At 60.0% G+C, this 16,164-nt stretch carries 13 protein-coding genes; 4 read left to right on the top strand and 9 right to left on the bottom strand.

What is annotated here, in order from left to right; genetic code table 11:
- Window positions 1–62: 62 nt before the first annotated feature.
- The 4 genes from guaA to ACZ9IM_RS16630 form a co-directional block, all read right to left on the bottom strand.
- The gene (guaA, locus tag ACZ9IM_RS16615; protein WP_007903619.1) at window positions 63–1,640 is read right to left on the bottom strand and encodes a glutamine-hydrolyzing GMP synthase; all 1,578 of its coding nucleotides are present in this window, start codon (window positions 1,638–1,640) and stop codon (window positions 63–65) included.
- A 99-nt stretch (window positions 1,641–1,739) separates the two neighbouring features.
- Entirely contained in the window at window positions 1,740–3,209 is a 1,470-nt protein-coding gene (gene guaB / locus ACZ9IM_RS16620) for an IMP dehydrogenase (protein ID WP_007903618.1), read from the bottom strand.
- A 216-nt stretch (window positions 3,210–3,425) separates the two neighbouring features.
- Complete coding sequence (locus ACZ9IM_RS16625; protein WP_123358101.1) at window positions 3,426–3,974, bottom strand: sugar ABC transporter ATPase; 549 nt, start codon at window positions 3,972–3,974, stop codon at window positions 3,426–3,428.
- A 163-nt stretch (window positions 3,975–4,137) separates the two neighbouring features.
- Window positions 4,138–4,905, bottom strand: a complete 768-nt coding sequence (locus tag ACZ9IM_RS16630) for a sulfite exporter TauE/SafE family protein (protein ID WP_427623012.1) — start codon at window positions 4,903–4,905, stop codon at window positions 4,138–4,140.
- 100 nt (window positions 4,906–5,005) lie between these two features.
- Here ACZ9IM_RS16630 and ACZ9IM_RS16635 point away from each other — a divergent pair, with 100 nt between their 5' ends.
- From ACZ9IM_RS16635 to leuA, 4 genes are all read left to right on the top strand, one after another.
- Window positions 5,006–5,902 carry a LysR family transcriptional regulator gene (locus ACZ9IM_RS16635; protein ID WP_476224493.1) on the top strand — a complete coding sequence of 299 codons (897 nt, stop codon included), beginning with the start codon at window positions 5,006–5,008 and terminating at the stop codon, window positions 5,900–5,902.
- Window positions 5,903–6,040: 138 nt separating this feature from the next.
- Complete coding sequence (gene xseA, locus ACZ9IM_RS16640) at window positions 6,041–7,420, top strand: exodeoxyribonuclease VII large subunit (protein ID WP_063341447.1); 1,380 nt, start codon at window positions 6,041–6,043, stop codon at window positions 7,418–7,420.
- A gap of 3 nt (window positions 7,421–7,423) precedes the next feature.
- Window positions 7,424–8,245, top strand: a complete 822-nt coding sequence (locus ACZ9IM_RS16645; protein ID WP_476224494.1) for a peptidoglycan DD-metalloendopeptidase family protein — start codon at window positions 7,424–7,426, stop codon at window positions 8,243–8,245.
- Window positions 8,246–8,696: 451 nt separating this feature from the next.
- Window positions 8,697–10,376: a 2-isopropylmalate synthase gene (gene leuA / locus ACZ9IM_RS16650; RefSeq protein ID WP_008014703.1), complete on the top strand. Its 1,680-nt coding sequence runs from the start codon at window positions 8,697–8,699 to the stop codon at window positions 10,374–10,376.
- Between the two features lie 160 nt (window positions 10,377–10,536).
- Here leuA and ACZ9IM_RS16655 read toward each other — a convergent pair whose 3' ends face one another.
- From ACZ9IM_RS16655 to ACZ9IM_RS16675, 5 genes are all read right to left on the bottom strand, one after another.
- Complete coding sequence (locus ACZ9IM_RS16655) at window positions 10,537–11,328, bottom strand: amidohydrolase (RefSeq protein WP_427623015.1); 792 nt, start codon at window positions 11,326–11,328, stop codon at window positions 10,537–10,539.
- Complete coding sequence (locus ACZ9IM_RS16660; RefSeq protein ID WP_427623016.1) at window positions 11,316–12,464, bottom strand: pyridoxal phosphate-dependent aminotransferase; 1,149 nt, start codon at window positions 12,462–12,464, stop codon at window positions 11,316–11,318. The genes ACZ9IM_RS16655 and ACZ9IM_RS16660 overlap by 13 nt, the downstream gene beginning before the upstream one ends.
- 294 nt (window positions 12,465–12,758) lie before the next feature.
- Window positions 12,759–14,228, bottom strand: a complete 1,470-nt coding sequence (gene der, locus ACZ9IM_RS16665) for a ribosome biogenesis GTPase Der (RefSeq protein WP_008070964.1) — start codon at window positions 14,226–14,228, stop codon at window positions 12,759–12,761.
- Between the two features lie 140 nt (window positions 14,229–14,368).
- Window positions 14,369–15,520, bottom strand: coding sequence for an outer membrane protein assembly factor BamB (gene bamB / locus ACZ9IM_RS16670; RefSeq protein WP_476224495.1), 1,152 nt, complete (start codon window positions 15,518–15,520; stop codon window positions 14,369–14,371).
- Window positions 15,513–16,154 carry a tetratricopeptide repeat protein gene (locus ACZ9IM_RS16675; RefSeq protein WP_007903605.1) on the bottom strand — a complete coding sequence of 214 codons (642 nt, stop codon included), beginning with the start codon at window positions 16,152–16,154 and terminating at the stop codon, window positions 15,513–15,515. Before ACZ9IM_RS16675 ends, bamB begins: the two co-directional genes overlap by 8 nt.
- Window positions 16,155–16,164 lie beyond the last annotated feature (10 nt).

Raw genomic sequence — 16,164 nt, forward strand, 5'->3', positions numbered from 1 at the left:
CGCCTGGTACATAAGCACCAGGCGTTTTTTGTTTCAGCCGATCGGCCCTGAGGCCGGGGGCATCACTCCCACTCAATCGTCGCCGGCGGCTTGCTCGACACGTCGTAGGTGACGCGGGAGATGCCTTCGATTTCATTGATGATCCGGCCGCTGACAGTTTCCAGCAGTTCGTAAGGCAGGTGTGCCCAACGCGCGGTCATGAAGTCGATGGTTTCCACGGCACGCAGGGCAACGACCCAGGCGTAACGACGGCCATCGCCGACAACGCCAACCGATTTCACCGGCTGGAACACCACGAATGCCTGACTGACCTTGTGGTACCAGTCGGCTTTGCGCAGTTCTTCGATGAAGATGTGGTCGGCGCGACGCAGCAGGTCGGCGTATTCCTTCTTCACTTCACCGAGGATCCGCACGCCCAGGCCCGGGCCCGGGAACGGGTGACGGTAGACCATGTCGTACGGCAGGCCGAGCTCCAGACCCAGACGACGGACTTCGTCCTTGAACAGTTCGCGCAGGGGTTCAACCAGCTTGAGGTTCATTTCTTCCGGCAGGCCGCCCACGTTGTGGTGCGACTTGATCACGTGGGCCTTGCCGCTTTTGGCGCCAGCCGACTCGATGACGTCCGGGTAAATGGTGCCTTGGGCCAGGTACTTGATGTTGTCCAGTTTGTTGGACTGGGCATCAAACACGTCGATGAAGGTACGGCCGATGATCTTGCGCTTCTTCTCTGGGTCGCTTTCGCCTGCCAGATTGTCGAGGAACTGGTCCTCGGCGTTGGCGCGAATCACCTTGACGCCCATGTTCTCGGCGAACATGGCCATCACTTGCTCGCCTTCGTGCAGGCGCAGCAGGCCGTTGTCGACGAAGACGCAGGTCAACTGGTCGCCGATAGCCTTGTGCAGCAGCGCGGCAACCACCGAGGAGTCAACGCCGCCGGACAGGCCGAGCAACACGTTGTCGGTGCCAACCTGGGCGCGGACCTGGGCGATGGCGTCTTCAGCAATCTTCGAAGGTGTCCACAGGGCTTCGCAGCCGCAGATGTCGAGGATGAAGCGCGAGAGGATGCGACCGCCCTGCTTGGTGTGGGTCACTTCCGGGTGGAACTGCACGCCGTAGTAGCCGCGCGCATCGTTGAACATGCCGGCAATCGGGCAGCTTGGGGTGCTGGCCAGGATGTGGAAGTCTTCCGGCATCTTGGTGACCTTGTCACCGTGGCTCATCCACACGTCGAGGCCGAACAGGCCATCGGCGTCGATATGGTCTTCGATGCCATCGAGCAGACGGCTCTTGCCGACCACGTCAACGCGGGCATAACCAAACTCACGCAGCTCGGAACCTTCGACCTTGCCACCCAGCTGTTCAGCCATGGTTTGCATGCCGTAGCAGATACCGAAGACCGGTACGCCCAGGTCAAACACCGCTTGCGGGCAGCGCGGGCTGTCGGCTACGTGCACGGATTCGGGGCCGCCGGCGAGAATGACGCCTTTTGGAGCGAATTCGCGAATCGCTTCGTCGTCCATGTCGAACGGATGCAGTTCGCAGTACACGCCGATTTCACGCACGCGGCGGGCGATCAGCTGGGTGTACTGGGAACCGAAGTCGAGGATCAGGATGCGGTGGGCGTGAATGTCGAGGGCCATGATTCAGTCTCGTCTAGATAATTCAGAAACAGTCGTGATTCAGAAACAACTCGGGGCTGAATAGAACAGCCCCGGTTGCTTAACGATTTGCTTGAAGCCTCAACCTACGCGGTAGTTTGGCGCTTCTTTGGTGATTTGCACGTCGTGAACGTGGGACTCGGCCATGCCAGCGCCGGTGATCCGCACGAATTCAGGCTTGGTGCGCATTTCTTCGATATCGGCGCTACCGGTGTAGCCCATGGAAGAACGCAGGCCGCCCATCAGTTGATGGATGATGGCGCTCAGGGTGCCCTTATACGGAACACGCCCTTCGATGCCTTCCGGAACCAGTTTCTCGGCACCTGCCGAGGAGTCCTGGAAGTAACGGTCGGAGGAACCTTGAGCCTGGGACATGGCGCCCAGCGAACCCATGCCGCGGTAAGCCTTGTACGAACGGCCCTGGAACAGTTCGATCTCGCCTGGCGCTTCTTCAGTACCGGCGAACATCGAGCCCATCATCACGCAGGAAGCACCGGCAACGATGGCCTTGGACAGGTCACCGGAGAACCGGATGCCGCCGTCGGCGATCAACGGAACACCAGTGCCTTCGAGGGCAGCGGCGACGTTGGCGATGGCACTGATTTGCGGGACGCCGACACCGGCGACGATACGGGTGGTGCAAATCGAGCCAGGACCGATACCGACCTTGACTGCGTCAGCGCCGGCTTCGGCCAGGGCCTTGGCGGCAGCGCCGGTGGCGATGTTGCCGCCGATGACCTGCACTTCAGGGAAGTTCTGCTTGACCCAGCGAACGCGGTCGATCACGCCCTTGGAGTGACCGTGAGCAGTGTCGACCACTACCACGTCAACGCCAGCGTGAACCAGGGCAGCTACGCGGTCACCAGTGTCTTTACCGGTACCGACTGCAGCGCCAACGCGCAGACGACCTTGATCGTCCTTGCTTGCCAGCGGGTAAGCCTTGGCTTTTTCGATGTCGTTGACGGTCATCATGCCTTTAAGGGCGAATTTGTCGTCGACGATCAGTACGCGTTCGATGCGGTGCTTGTGCAACAACTCACGGACGTCGTTCTTGTCGGCGCCTTCCTTGACCGTGACCAGACGCTCTTTAGGCGTCATCACTTCACGGACACTGACATCCAGACGGTTTTCGAAACGCACGTCACGGGAAGTGACGATGCCGACCAGGTCGCCATCGTGCAGTACCGGTACGCCGGAGATGTTGTGCAGGCGGGTGAGTTCGAACAGTTCACGAACCGTGGCGTCAGCCTCGATGGTGATCGGGTCCTTGACCACGCCGGCCTCGTACCGCTTGACCTTACGCACTTCGGCAGCTTGCTGCTCGATGGTCATGTTCTTGTGGATGATGCCGATGCCACCTTCCTGAGCCATGGCAATTGCCAAGCGGGCTTCAGTAACGGTGTCCATGGCAGCAGAAACCAGTGGAATATTCAGCTCGATGCCACGGGTAAGGCGGGTCTTGAGACTGACTTCGTTAGGAAGAACCTCGGAATAACCGGGCACTAAAAGAATGTCGTCGAAGGTCAGAGCTTCTTGGCTGATACGCAGCATCGCGGGGGCTCCCGAGCGGGAAAATGGAAGCGCGCCATTATAGTCAGACACCCCCTCGGGTTCAATGTAAAACTCTGTCTATTATTGGCATTACTGACATACGGAGAAACAAAGCCTCTGTAGGACCTGCCGAAGGCTGCGATCTTTTGACTTTGATATTCAAAAACAAGATCAAAAGATCGCAGCCTTCGGCAGCTCCTACAAAGGCGCCCGCGTTCAGAGTTCGACTTTGACCCAGCTCACGGGTTGATCCAGCCAATCGGCAAATTCGTCGATGAAGCTCTGCTTGAACCCGGCCTCGAGCCAGTTGTTGAAGATGAAACCCAGGTTGGAAAAGCCGCATTCCTGCAAGAACAGAAACCCGTTGATGTCGTCTTCATGCCCGCACTCAGGGCACGTGAAGTTATCGGTGCGCCCCGGCATCCACTCTTCCAGGCTTTCGAACAGCGCTTCGCCGATCTCCTTGCGGCACTCGGCGCAGCCGGCTTCTTCGAGAAACCCTTTGGCCGGTGTGTAGATGCAACGCTTGGTGATGATTTCCAGGCCATTGACCGGCTCGCCGAACGGCAGCGCGTCAGGGTGCAGGACCACGGCGCGGGCTCCGTCGGCGATGGCGTGGGCCATGCGATTGCCGGTGCGGCCACAGGTGGTCAATTCTTCTTTGATGATGTTCTTGCGCACCAGCCAACGCACGACCGCCCTGGCCCGGGGTTCGTGTACCGGCAGGGTGGAGATTTTCGGGACGATGATGCTTTGGGAATTCATGGTGCAAGCCTACAAATGCTGAATGATCCACCCTTTTGGGAGCGAGCCTGCTCGCGATGAGGCCATTGCAGCCAACATTGTTGTTGCCTGACCCACCGCCATCGCGAGCAGGCTCGCTCCCACAGGATTTGCGGCCGGCAGCTTAATCCCTGACGAAATCCGGTCAAGTACTCAAATAGCGCCCGATCAAGGCAATCCCGCTGGCCAGCACCAGCCAGGTCACCAGCCGCACGAATGCCTCGCGGGACAATTTCATGGTCAACCGCCGACCGATCCACAACCCCAACGCCATCGCCGGCAACAAACACAGCGCCAACACCAACAAGGGTAGCTCGGCATACACACCGGCGATGGCAAACAGGCTCAAACGCACCACAGTGCTGCAACTGATCAGGGCACTCTGGGTCGCCCGGGCCGCGTCCTTGGGCAGCCGACTGTTCAAATAGATCGCATATAAAAAGCCGCCACTGCCAAACAGCGCCCCGAACATCCCGCCCACGGTGCCCATCGGCACCGCCCACCCGGCGGACAGTTGCGTGGGGCGGGTTTTAATCCACAGGCTGTAAACCGCATAGGCGCTGATAAACAGCCCCATCAACAGCAGCAAAACATCGGATTTCAGGTTCAGCAGAAAGATCACCCCCAACGTGCAGCCCACCGCCATGCACGGCAGCAGTCGAAGCAATTCTGGCCTCGCCACATCCCGTCGCGAGGGCAGCAGATTGCCGAACGCCGCGACGAAATCTAGCAGCACCAACAGCGGCACGATTTTCGACAGTGGCATGAACAGGATCAGAATCGGCCCCGCCACCAAGGCGGTACCAAAACCAGCGATGCCGAACACTATGTAGGCCAAGGCAACGCCCAACCCGATCACCAGCCAATCCACCGAACCCCACGGCCATTGGTTCAATAACTCCAGCACATTCATCGATACGGCTTCCTTTTATTCCTGCGATGACTTTAGCCAGCGCCAAGCGTTGCGACTAATATCTTCAACGTCGACTACCCATCTCGAAAAGGCATACCTCGTGCTTTCAACCCGCCAATTGCGTTACTTCGTGGAAATCGCCGAGAGCGGCAGCTTCAGCGCTGCGGCCGAACGACTGTTTATTGCTCAATCCGCCCTGAGCCGGCAGATCAAGGACATGGAAACCCGGCTGCAAACGCCGCTGTTCGAACGCACCGCGCGCCAGCCCCGTTTGACGGCGGCAGGTGAAGCTTTTTTGCCTCGGGCGAGAAACCTGCTGAACGAACTGACCAAGGCCAGCGAGATGGCCACCCAAGTGGGCAGCGGTCAACTGGGCGTGTTGCGCCTGAGTCATTCCAGTACCGTGCCCATGAGCGGTCGACTGCTGCGAGGCATCAGTGTCTATCTGGATCGGCATGCAGGAGTGTCGATGGACATCGTCAAGCTGTCCTCCGAGGCGCAACTGGAAGAATTGGCCGAAGGTCGTCTCGATGTGGGGTTGTTGCGCCTGCCGGTGCTGCGTCAGCGTGAAGGGGTGCAGATTGTTCCGCTGTACAGCGAGCGTCTGTTGCTGGCGGTGCCGCCGAATCATCGGCTGGCTGTGGATAAGTCCGCGCAAGGCATCGATCTGGCGCAGTTGAAGAATGAAGCGTTTATTTCCATCCCTCATCCACAGCGTGGCGGCCTGAGCTATCTGTCCGCCGAGTTGTGCATGCGCCAGGGGTTCTTTCCCCTGGCGGCTCGGGTGGTGTCGCGTAAAACCACGCAACTGCAATTGATCCAGGCCGGGTTCGGCATCGCGCTGTTACCGGAATCGATGCAGGACATCGCGCCGCCGGATATCCACTTCCTCCCCCTGGCCGACCCGGATTGCCACAGCACCGTCGCCCTCGCCTTTCGGCAGCCCCCCACGGCATTGGTCCAGCAATTTGTCGAACACTTCACCCGATCGGCGTAGGAGCTGCCGAAGGCTGCGATCTTTTGATCTTCAGCAATTTCAGCCTCGCCGAAAATCAAGATCAAAAGATCGCAGCCTGCGGCAGCTCCTACAGGGGGATCGTGCATTGCGCAGGAGATTGCCTTTATCATGCGCCCCATGATTAAAGATCCCTTTGCAAGACTCGGCCTGGACCGGGAAGTCCTGACTGTCAGCCAGCTCAACGGCCGTGCGCGGGTGTTGCTCGAAGACGTGTTCAGCAACATCTGGGTCGAAGGTGAAATCTCCAACCTCGCCCGCCCGGCGTCCGGCCATGTGTATTTCACCCTCAAGGACAGCGGCGCCCAGGTGCGTTGCGCGCTGTTCCGGCAGAACGCCGCTCGGGTTCGGCAGGCGTTGAAGGACGGCTTGGCGGTCAAGGTTCGCGGCAAGGTTTCGCTATTTGAAGGCCGTGGTGACTACCAACTGATCCTCGACACCGTGGAGCCGGCCGGTGATGGCGCCCTGCGCCTGGCCTTCGATGCCTTGAAGGAAAAGCTCAGCGCCGAAGGCCTGTTCAGCGCCGAGCGCAAAGTGCCGCTGCCGGCGCACCCGCAACGCATCGGCATCATCAGCTCGCCCACCGGCGCGGTGATCCGCGACATCATCAGTGTGTTCCGCCGCCGCGCGCCGCAGATCCAACTGACACTGATCCCCACCGCCGTACAAGGCCGCGAAGCCACCGCGCAGATTGTCCGCGCGCTGAAACTGGCGGACGCCCGCGGTTTCGACGCGCTGATCCTGGCCCGTGGCGGCGGTTCGCTGGAAGACCTCTGGTGTTTCAACGAGGAAGCCGTGGCTCGCGCCGTGGATGCCTGCGTAACGCCGATTGTCAGCGCCGTCGGCCACGAGACCGATGTGTCGATCAGTGACTTCGTCGCCGACGTCCGCGCCCCGACACCGTCCGCCGCGGCCGAACTGCTCGCGCCGGATTCCAGTGATCTGGTGCGACGCGTCGAAAGCCTGCACCGGCGCCTGGTGATGCGCATGCGCGACCGCCTGATGCGTGATCGGCTGCGCCTGGAAGGTATTTCACGCCGACTGCGCCATCCCGGTGAACGACTGCGTCAGCAAGCACAACGTCTGGATGATCTGGACATGCGCATGCGCCGCGCATTCGAACGCAGCCTCAATACCCGTCGCGAACGTTTGATCCGCCTGGAAACCCGCCTCGCCGGGCAACATCCCGGGCGACAACTGGCGATGCTTCGCCAGCGCCTCGACAGCCTCGCCGAACGTCTGCCCCGGGCCATGCGTGAAGGACTTAAGTCCCGTCGCCTGCAACTGCAAAGTCAAATGCAGACGCTGCATGTGGTCAGCCCGCTGGCGACCCTCGCCCGTGGCTACAGCATTCTGCTGGACGAGCGCGGCAACGCGATTCGCAGCGCCGCTCAGACCCACACCGGCCAGCGCCTGAAAGCCAAACTAGGTGAAGGCGAACTGCAAGTGCGGGTCGAAGACAATCACCTGACGCCTGTCACCCTTTCTTTACTGGATTGATCCATGCCGCGTTTTTTAGCTCCGCTGCTGTTGCTGTGCCTGACCTTTAACGCCCACGCCGACAGTTACATCACCCGCCTGTTGAACAAACCGGTGCCGGGTGGCGTGGCGGTGGTGGATTTGGGCAGCTCCGCCCAGGCACCCAAAGCCAGTTATCAAGGCAAACCGGTATTGGTGGTCAAGGAACAGAACAACTGGCTGGCCATCGTCGGCGTGCCACTGACTGTAAAACTAGGTACACAACAAATCAGCAGCGGCGGTCGTAACCTGAACTTCATCGTCGCCAGCAAGAAATACCCGGAACAGCACATCACCCTGAAGAATACCCAGCAGGTCAATCCGAACCCGGAGAACCTCAAGCGCATCGAGGGTGAGCTGGCGGAGCAGATGCAGGCCTACCGCAGCTTCAGCCCGAACACCCCGAGCAATCTGCTGCTGGACAAACCGGTCAATGGGCCGCTGTCGAGCAAGTTCGGCGTGCGCCGCTTTTTCAATGGTGAAGAACGCAATCCCCACGCGGGCCTCGACTTCGCAGTGCCCGCCGGCACGCCAATCAAGACCCCGGCCGCCGGCAAGGTGATCCTGATCGGTAACTACTTCTTCAACGGCAATACGGTGTTCGTCGACCACGGCCAGGGCTTTATCAGCATGTTTTGCCATATGTCGAAGATCGACGTGAAGGTCGGCCAGCAATTGGCTCGCGGTGGCGTGGTTGGCAAGGTCGGTGCGACTGGCCGGGCGACTGGGCCGCATATGCACTGGAACGTCAGCCTGAATGACGCCCGGGTGGACCCGGCGATTTTCATTGGCGCATTTCAGCCCTGAAGCATTGTGAGGCCACTGGCCTCATCGCCAGCAGGCTGGCTCCCACATTGGACCGTGTTCACCACACAACTCCCCTGTGGGAGCTAGCCTGCTAGCGATGACGCACTCCCAGGCACTGAAATATCTCGACCAGCGTAATTGCGCACCTATCAAACCCCGCGCAAAAATCACAACGATCGGTCGAATAAAACACAATAAAATCGCGCAAACCTCCGCTTTTCGAGTATTCCTCTCAATTTTTTTCGACTGCTTGCCATCCTTCATCCTCGCGGTTAGGGTTGAAGGCATGAAAACCTCTCACACCCTCATTCAGCTTCGCCAGCACCGCAGCCTGTGCCTTGTCAGTGCACGACTGCCAGGCTGAATCGCGGTGCCTCGTCTTACGCTTTATCCCAACTTTTGATCCACCGGCAGGCCGCCTTTTTTCGGCCCACACAATAAGGATTTCCCGATGAGCATGCTCAAAGACCCGTCTTCGAAATACCGCGCGTTCCCGACCATCGACATCCCGGACCGCACCTGGCCGTCGAAGACCATTACCGCCGCGCCGATCTGGTGCAGTTCGGACCTTCGTGACGGCAACCAGTCGCTGATCGAGCCGATGGACGCGGTCAAGAAGCTGCGTTTCTGGAAAACCCTGGTGCAAGTCGGCGTGAAAGAAATCGAAGCCTCGTTCCCGGCCGCTTCGCAAACCGACTTCGACTTCGTGCGTACCCTGATCGAAGACGGCCACATCCCGGACGACACCACCATTCAGGTGCTGACCCAGGGCCGTGAAGACTTGATCGCACGTACCTTCGAATCCCTGCGCGGGGCCAAGAAAGCCATCGTTCACCTGTATAACGCGACCTCCCCTTCCTTCCGCCGCATTGTCTTCAACCAGGACAAGGACGGGATCAAGGCCATCGCCGTGAATGCCGCCAAGCTGTTCGTCAAATACGCCGCCCAGCAGCCGGAAACCGAGTGGACCTTCGAGTACTCGCCAGAAACCTTCAGCGCCACCGAACTGGAATTCGCCAAGGAAGTCTGCGACGCGGTGATCGAAGTGTGGAACCCGACGCCTGAGCACAAGGTGATCCTCAACCTGCCTGCCACCGTCGAATGCGCCACCCCGAACATCTATGCCGACCAGATCGAATGGTTCGGCCGCCACATCAACCGTCGTGACAGCGTGATCATCAGCCTGCACACCCACAACGACCGTGGCACTGGCGTGGCCGCCACCGAGCTGGGCCTGATGGCCGGTGCCGACCGTGTCGAAGGTTGCCTGTTCGGCAACGGCGAGCGGACCGGTAACGTCGATCTGGTGACCGTGGCATTGAACCTCTACACCCAGGGCGTCGACCCTGAGCTGGACTTCTCCGACATCGATGGCGTGCGCAAAGTCGTCGAAGAGTGCAACCAGATTCCTGTGCACCCACGTCACCCGTATGTCGGCGATCTGGTTCACACCGCCTTCTCCGGCTCGCACCAGGATGCGATCCGCAAGGGTTTCGCCCAGCAGCAACCGGACGCCCTGTGGGAAGTTCCGTACCTGCCGATCGACCCGGCCGACATCGGCCGCAGCTACGAGGCGGTGATTCGCGTCAACAGCCAGTCGGGCAAAGGCGGTATCGCTTACCTGCTGGAACAGGAATACGGCATCAACTTGCCGCGCCGCATGCAGATCGAGTTCAGCCAGGTCGTGCAGCGTGAAACCGATCGTCTGGGCCTTGAGATGACAGCCCAGCAGATCCACGCGTTGCTGCACAGCGAGTACTTGCAGGCCAACACCCCGTACGCGCTGGTCAGCCATCGCTTGCAGGAAGAAAACGGTCACAGCGCCGTGGAAGTGGAAGTCTCCAGCAAAGGTCAGGGCGAAACCAACCTGCACTGGCGTGGCAAGGGCAACGGCGCTCTGGAAGCGCTGGTGGCCGGTCTGCCGATTCCGGTGGAAATCATGGACTACAACGAACACGCCATCGGCGCGGGCACCAATGCCAAGGCTGCGGCCTACATTGAACTGCGCGTAAACGGTGAGCGTGCGGTGCACGGCGTCGGCATCGATGAAAACATCACCACCGCCAGCTTCAAGGCCCTGTTCAGCGCGCTGAACCGCTCCCTGAGCCAGCCGGAAGCGAAAGCGGCGTAAGTGTCAGCGCTGCAATGCAAAAGGCCCCGGGGTGAGAACCTCGGGGCCTTTTTGTTGATCGTTCCCACGCTCCGCGTGGGAACGCCTCAAGGGACGCTCCGCGTCCAGTGACGCGGAGCGTCACGGGCTGCATTCCCACGCAGAGCGTGGGAACGATCGGTTACGTGAACTCGAAGGTATCCGCGTCCAGATTCGCCGGAAACCGCGCGCGATAAGCCGCCAGCTCCGCCGCATCCAGAACGACCTTGAAGACACCATCAGCATCGCCCGCGCCAAGCAATGTCTCACCCTGAAAATCCAGCACCTGACTGTCACCGGTATACGCAAAGCCTTTGCCATCGGTACCGATGCGGTTCACCGCCGCCACATAGCAGAGGTTTTCAATCGCCCGTGCCGGTAGCAAACGGTTCCAGTGCTGGCGCCGGGCGCCCGGCCAATTGGCGGTGTACAGCAACAAGTCGGTGTCTTGAGGGTCGCGGCTCCAGACCGGGAAACGCAGGTCGTAGCAAATCAGCGGCCGCACTCGCCAGCCCTTCAATTCGAACTGCACCTGACGCTCGCCCGGGGTGAAATGGTTGTGCTCGCCCGCCATACGGAACAGGTGACGCTTGTCGTAATGCCACACCTCCCCATCCGGCCGCGCCCACAACAGACGATTGCGATGACTGCCGTCAGCCACCTGGACGATGATGCTGCCGGTGATCACCGCATCCAGTTTCGCCGCCTGAACCCGCAGCCATTTACTGGTGGGGCCATTTTCCGGCTCGGCGAGGGTTTCCGATTCCATGGAGAAACCGGTGGTGAACATCTCCGGCAGGATGATCAGGTCCGCGCCGCGAGCCTGTTCCAGCAAGGGCTCGAAATGCTGAAGATTGGCCTGACGATCATGCCAGGCCAGGGTGGTCTGGATCAGCGCAACATTCAGATTGGGCAGAGCACTCAGATCACGCATAGTTTTGCCGCTGCTGCACGCAGGGTCTCCTCGCGCTTGGCAAAGCACAGACGCACCAGGCGCTGGCCTTCGGGTGGCGTCTGGTAGAACACCGAGATCGGGATGCTCGCGACGCCATGTTCGCGGGTCATCCACAGCGCCATCTCGACGTCATTGAGGTCCGGGCGAATCTGCGAGTAATCGACCAGCTGGAAGTAAGTACCGGCCACGCGGGTGAAACTGAAGCGCGACGGCGACAGCAGATCGCAGAACAGATCGCGCTTGGCCTGATAGAAGCCCGGCAACTCTTCGACGTGTTCCGGATGCTCGGCCATGTAATCGGCCAACGCGTATTGCAGTGGCGTCACGCCGCAGAAACTAACGTATTGGTGAACCTTGCGCAGCTCCGCGGTGAGGGCCGGAGGTGCCACGACATAACCGGTTTTCCAGCCGGTGACGTGGTAGGTCTTGCCGAACGAACTAACCACGAATGCGCGCTGATAGAGCTCTTCGTGGGCCAATACGCTGACGTGAGATACGCCATCGAATACCAGGTGTTCGTAGACTTCGTCGCTGATCACATAGATATCGCGGTCGCGAATCAACGCCGCCAACTGATCGAGCTCGGCACGACTGATCAGCGCGCCGCTGGGGTTGTGCGGGGTATTGAGGATAATCATCCGCGTGCGCGGCGTAATGGCTTCAGCGAGCTTCTGGAAGTCGATGGCGAAGTCATTCAGGCCCAACTGCACATGGACGCAGCGACCACCGGCCAGCTCAACCGAGGGTTCATAACTGTCGTAGGCAGGATCAAACACGATGACTTCGTCACCGCTGTGGATCACCGCCTGAATGGCGCAGAAAATCGCCTGAGTCGCGCCGGGAGTGACCGTCACTTCGCTGTCGGCATCGACATGGGCGCCGTAGCTGCGAGCGATCTTCGCCGCAATCTGTTGACGCAACACCGGCAAGCCAGTCATCGGCGAATACTGGTTGTGGCCACTGGCGATGTGCCGACCGACTGCATCACGCAGGGCCTGCGGGCCGTCGAAATCGGGAAACCCCTGAGATAGATTGATCGCCCCGGTTTGCGCCGCAAGCTGGGACATCTGCGTGAAGATAGTGATGCCGACTTTCGGCAGCTTACTGGTGATCATCGGTGATTCCCTGGCTCTACACCCGGCTCTACGACGGCACGGGAGAGCTCGAGAATAGCCCAAACGGCGTCCATAAAAAAAGGGCGCCAACCGGCGCCCTTCTTCTAAAACATTCACCACATAACCCTGTGGCGAGGGGGCTTGCTCCCGCTGGACCGCGAAGCGGTCACAATCTCTGCAACCAAAGTCGTTCAGACAGAACACATCGGCTGGTTTGCGACTGCTGCGCAGTCGAGCGGGAGCAAGCTCCCTCGCCACAACAAGCCCACACCAGCGGCATGGGCGAGCCGTGAATCAGCGCTTGTCGCGGCGCTTCTTGTCGGCTTTCTTGTGGTGCGACATCATCCGACGCTTCTTGTTGACCTGGCGGTCGGTGAGCGAGTTCTTGTTACCTTCGTACGGGTTCTCGCCGCCCTTGAACTCGATGCGGATCGGCGTACCGACCAGCTTCAAGACACGGCGATAAGTGTTTTCCAGGTAACGCACGTAAGACTTCGGCACCTTCTCGATCTGGTTACCGTGAATCACGATGATCGGCGGGTTCGCACCACCCAAGTGGGCGTAACGCAGCTTGATCCGGCGGTTGTTGACCATCGGTGGCGCGTGCTCGCCGACCGCATCTTCCAGAATCTGGGTCAGGCGGTTGGTCGGCCAGCGGGTGACCGCGGACTTGAACGAGTTCTGTACCGACGCGTAGAGGTTGCCTACGCCAGTGCCGTGCAGGGCCGAGATGAAGTGGATGTCGGCAAAGTCGACGAAGAACAGTCGACGTTGCAGCTCGACCTTGACGAAGTCGCGCTCGCTCGGCGTCATGCCGTCCCACTTGTTGATCGCGATAACCAGCGCACGACCGGCTTCAAGGGCAAAGCCCAGCAGGTTGAGGTCGTGGTCCACCACGCCTTCGCGGGCGTCCATCACGAAGATCACCACGTTGGCGTCTTTGATCGCTTGCAGGGTTTTGACCACGGAGAACTTTTCGACTTCTTCGTGGATCTTGCCGCGCTTGCGCACACCAGCGGTGTCGATCAGCGTGTACTTCTCGTCGTTACGTTCAAACGGGATGTAGATACTGTCGCGGGTGGTGCCGGGCTGGTCATAAACGATAACCCGGTCTTCACCGAGCATGCGGTTGACCAGGGTCGACTTGCCGACGTTCGGGCGGCCGATGATGGCGATCTTGATACCGTCTTTTTCGCTTGGGCCAGGAATGCGCTTGGCTTCCTCACCTTCGGCAACGATCTCTTCTTCGCCTTCTTCCGGCTCTTCGTCATCTTTCGGGAAGTCGCTCAGGGCGATTTCCAGCATCTGGGTGATGCCACGACCATGAGCACCGGCGATCGGGATCGCGTGGCCCATGCCCAACGGGGCGAATTCGGCGCGGGCCATTTCAGGGTCGATGTTGTCGACCTTGTTGGCAACCACGTAGGAACGCTTGTTACGCTTGCGCAAGTGCTCGGCGATCATCTGGTCGGCCGCGGTGAAACCGGCCTTGGCATCTACCAGGAACAGAACGACATCCGCTTCTTCAATGGCCAGCAGCGACTGCTCGGCCATTTTTTCGTCCATACCGTGCTCGTCACCGGAGATACCGCCGGTGTCGACCAGAATGTAGGAACGCCCTTGCCACTTGGCCTCACCGTACTGGCGATCACGGGTCAGACCGGACAAGTCGCCGACGATGGCGTCGCGAGTCCTGGTCAGGCGGTTGAACAAGGTGGACTTGCCGACGTTCGGTCGGCCCACCAGGGCGATTACGGGAACCATGCGGCTCTCCACTTCGTTATTTCAGAAAATACAAAAGCCGCTGCGAGGCAGCGGCTGGTGCTCGGGGCAGCGCCTGTAAGCGCTGCGAGCCCCGCAGAACGGGGCCGCTTGGGGAACTAACCCCAAGCATAGTCAAACCATTACTTGATGGTCAGGGCTTCCAGTTTGCCGCTGTTGCCATACAGATAAATCGTTTCACCCACCACCAGCGGACGGGCACGCAGGCCGTCGCTGTCGATGCGCTCGCGGCCGACGAAACGACCGTCCACCTGACTCAGCAAGTGCAGGTAACCTTCCATATCACCGACTGCAACATAGCTGGAGAACACTTCCGGAGCCGACAATTGACGGCGGGCCAGCGAATCGTTGCTCCACAAGGCAGTGGTGGAACGTTCGTCAACGCCTTCAACGGTGCCTGCAGACAGGCTCACGTAGACGCTGCCAAAACCCTGAGCAACGCCGGCATAGCTGGAAGCATCACGCTGCCAGAGCTGACGACCGCTTTCCAGATCCAGTGCCGCGACGCGACCCTGGTAGCTGGCGACATACAGCGTACCGCCGGACAGCAGTAAGCCACCGTCGATATCGACCACACGCTCCAGCTCCGAACGACCTTGTGGAATCGCTACGCGCTGCTCCCACACCGGCACGCCGTTGGAAACATCCAGAGCAACCACTTTACCAGTCGACAGGCCAGCCACCGCGAGGCGGTTGGTGACGATCGGTGCGCTGGTGCCGCGCAGGGTCAGAACCGCTGGCGTGCTGTCATACAACCAGCGCTGGTTGCCGGTAGCGGCATCCAGACCGATCAGACGGTCATCCTGGGTCTGAACCACAACAACATCACCGTTGGTGGCCGGCGGCGCGAGCACTTCACTGGTCACGCGAGCGCGCCATTTCTCTTCACCGCTGCTGGCGTCCAGGGCAACGATTTCACCCTTGAGCGTGCCGATCATGACCAGACCGTAACCCACGCCAACGGCGCCGGAGACAGGCAGTTCGAGATCTTTCTTCCATTTGACGTCGCCATTGCTGCGATCCATCGCCATCACCACACCGGTGACGTCGGCGGCATAGATGGTATCGCCATCGATCGCCGGAACCAGCATGTTGTAGGTTTCGCCCTGACCGTCACCGATCGAACGACTCCACTGCTTTTGCAGAACCACTTCTTCCTTGAAGTCGGTCAACTCAGCCGGAGGCAATTCTTTTTTGCTGTTGCTGCTGCAACCCGCGGCCAATATGGCCAGAGCCAGCAATGCTGCATGTTTCCAACGGATCACGTCACGCATCCCCTTTGGCCAGGTCGTCCAGCTTGATTTGTAGGCCACCGACCGCCGCTTCATCCGACAGTGCCGCCTTGGCTTTTTGATACGCCGTGTTCGCTTCGTCGGTACGACCCAACTGCACCAGCAGGTCGCCTTTGAGTTCTTCGCGAGTGGCCAGGAAAGCTTTGTCGGCATCGCCTTCGAGCAGTTTCAGGGCTTCATCGACCTTGTTCTGCGCGGCCAGCACCTGCGCCAGACGCTGACGGGCAATTTCGCCAAGTGCCGGGTTGGCCGGTTTGGCGACAATGGCTTTCAGCTCGCTGGCTGCGTCGTCCAGCTTGCCGCTGTCGACTGCAACTTTCGCCACGAACAGGCTGCCGTATTGTGCGTAAGCGGTGCCGCCGAACTCGCTGTTGAGCTTGCCGGCCAGGTCCGAAACACGTGCAGCATCAGGCTTGCCGTCAGGCGTCAGCGTGGTTTCGAGCAATTGCTGATAGAGAATCGAGGCGCCTTGCGACTGATTGCTCTGATACTTCTGAAAGGCCTGCCAGCCGAATACGATGACCAGCGCCAACAGGCCGCCAGTGACCAGGGGCTTGCCGTTGCGTGTCCACCAGTCCTTCAACTCCGCCAGATGTTCGTCTTCGGTACTCGACACCCCAATACTC

The organism is Pseudomonas sp. TE12508 (assembly GCF_056279485.1).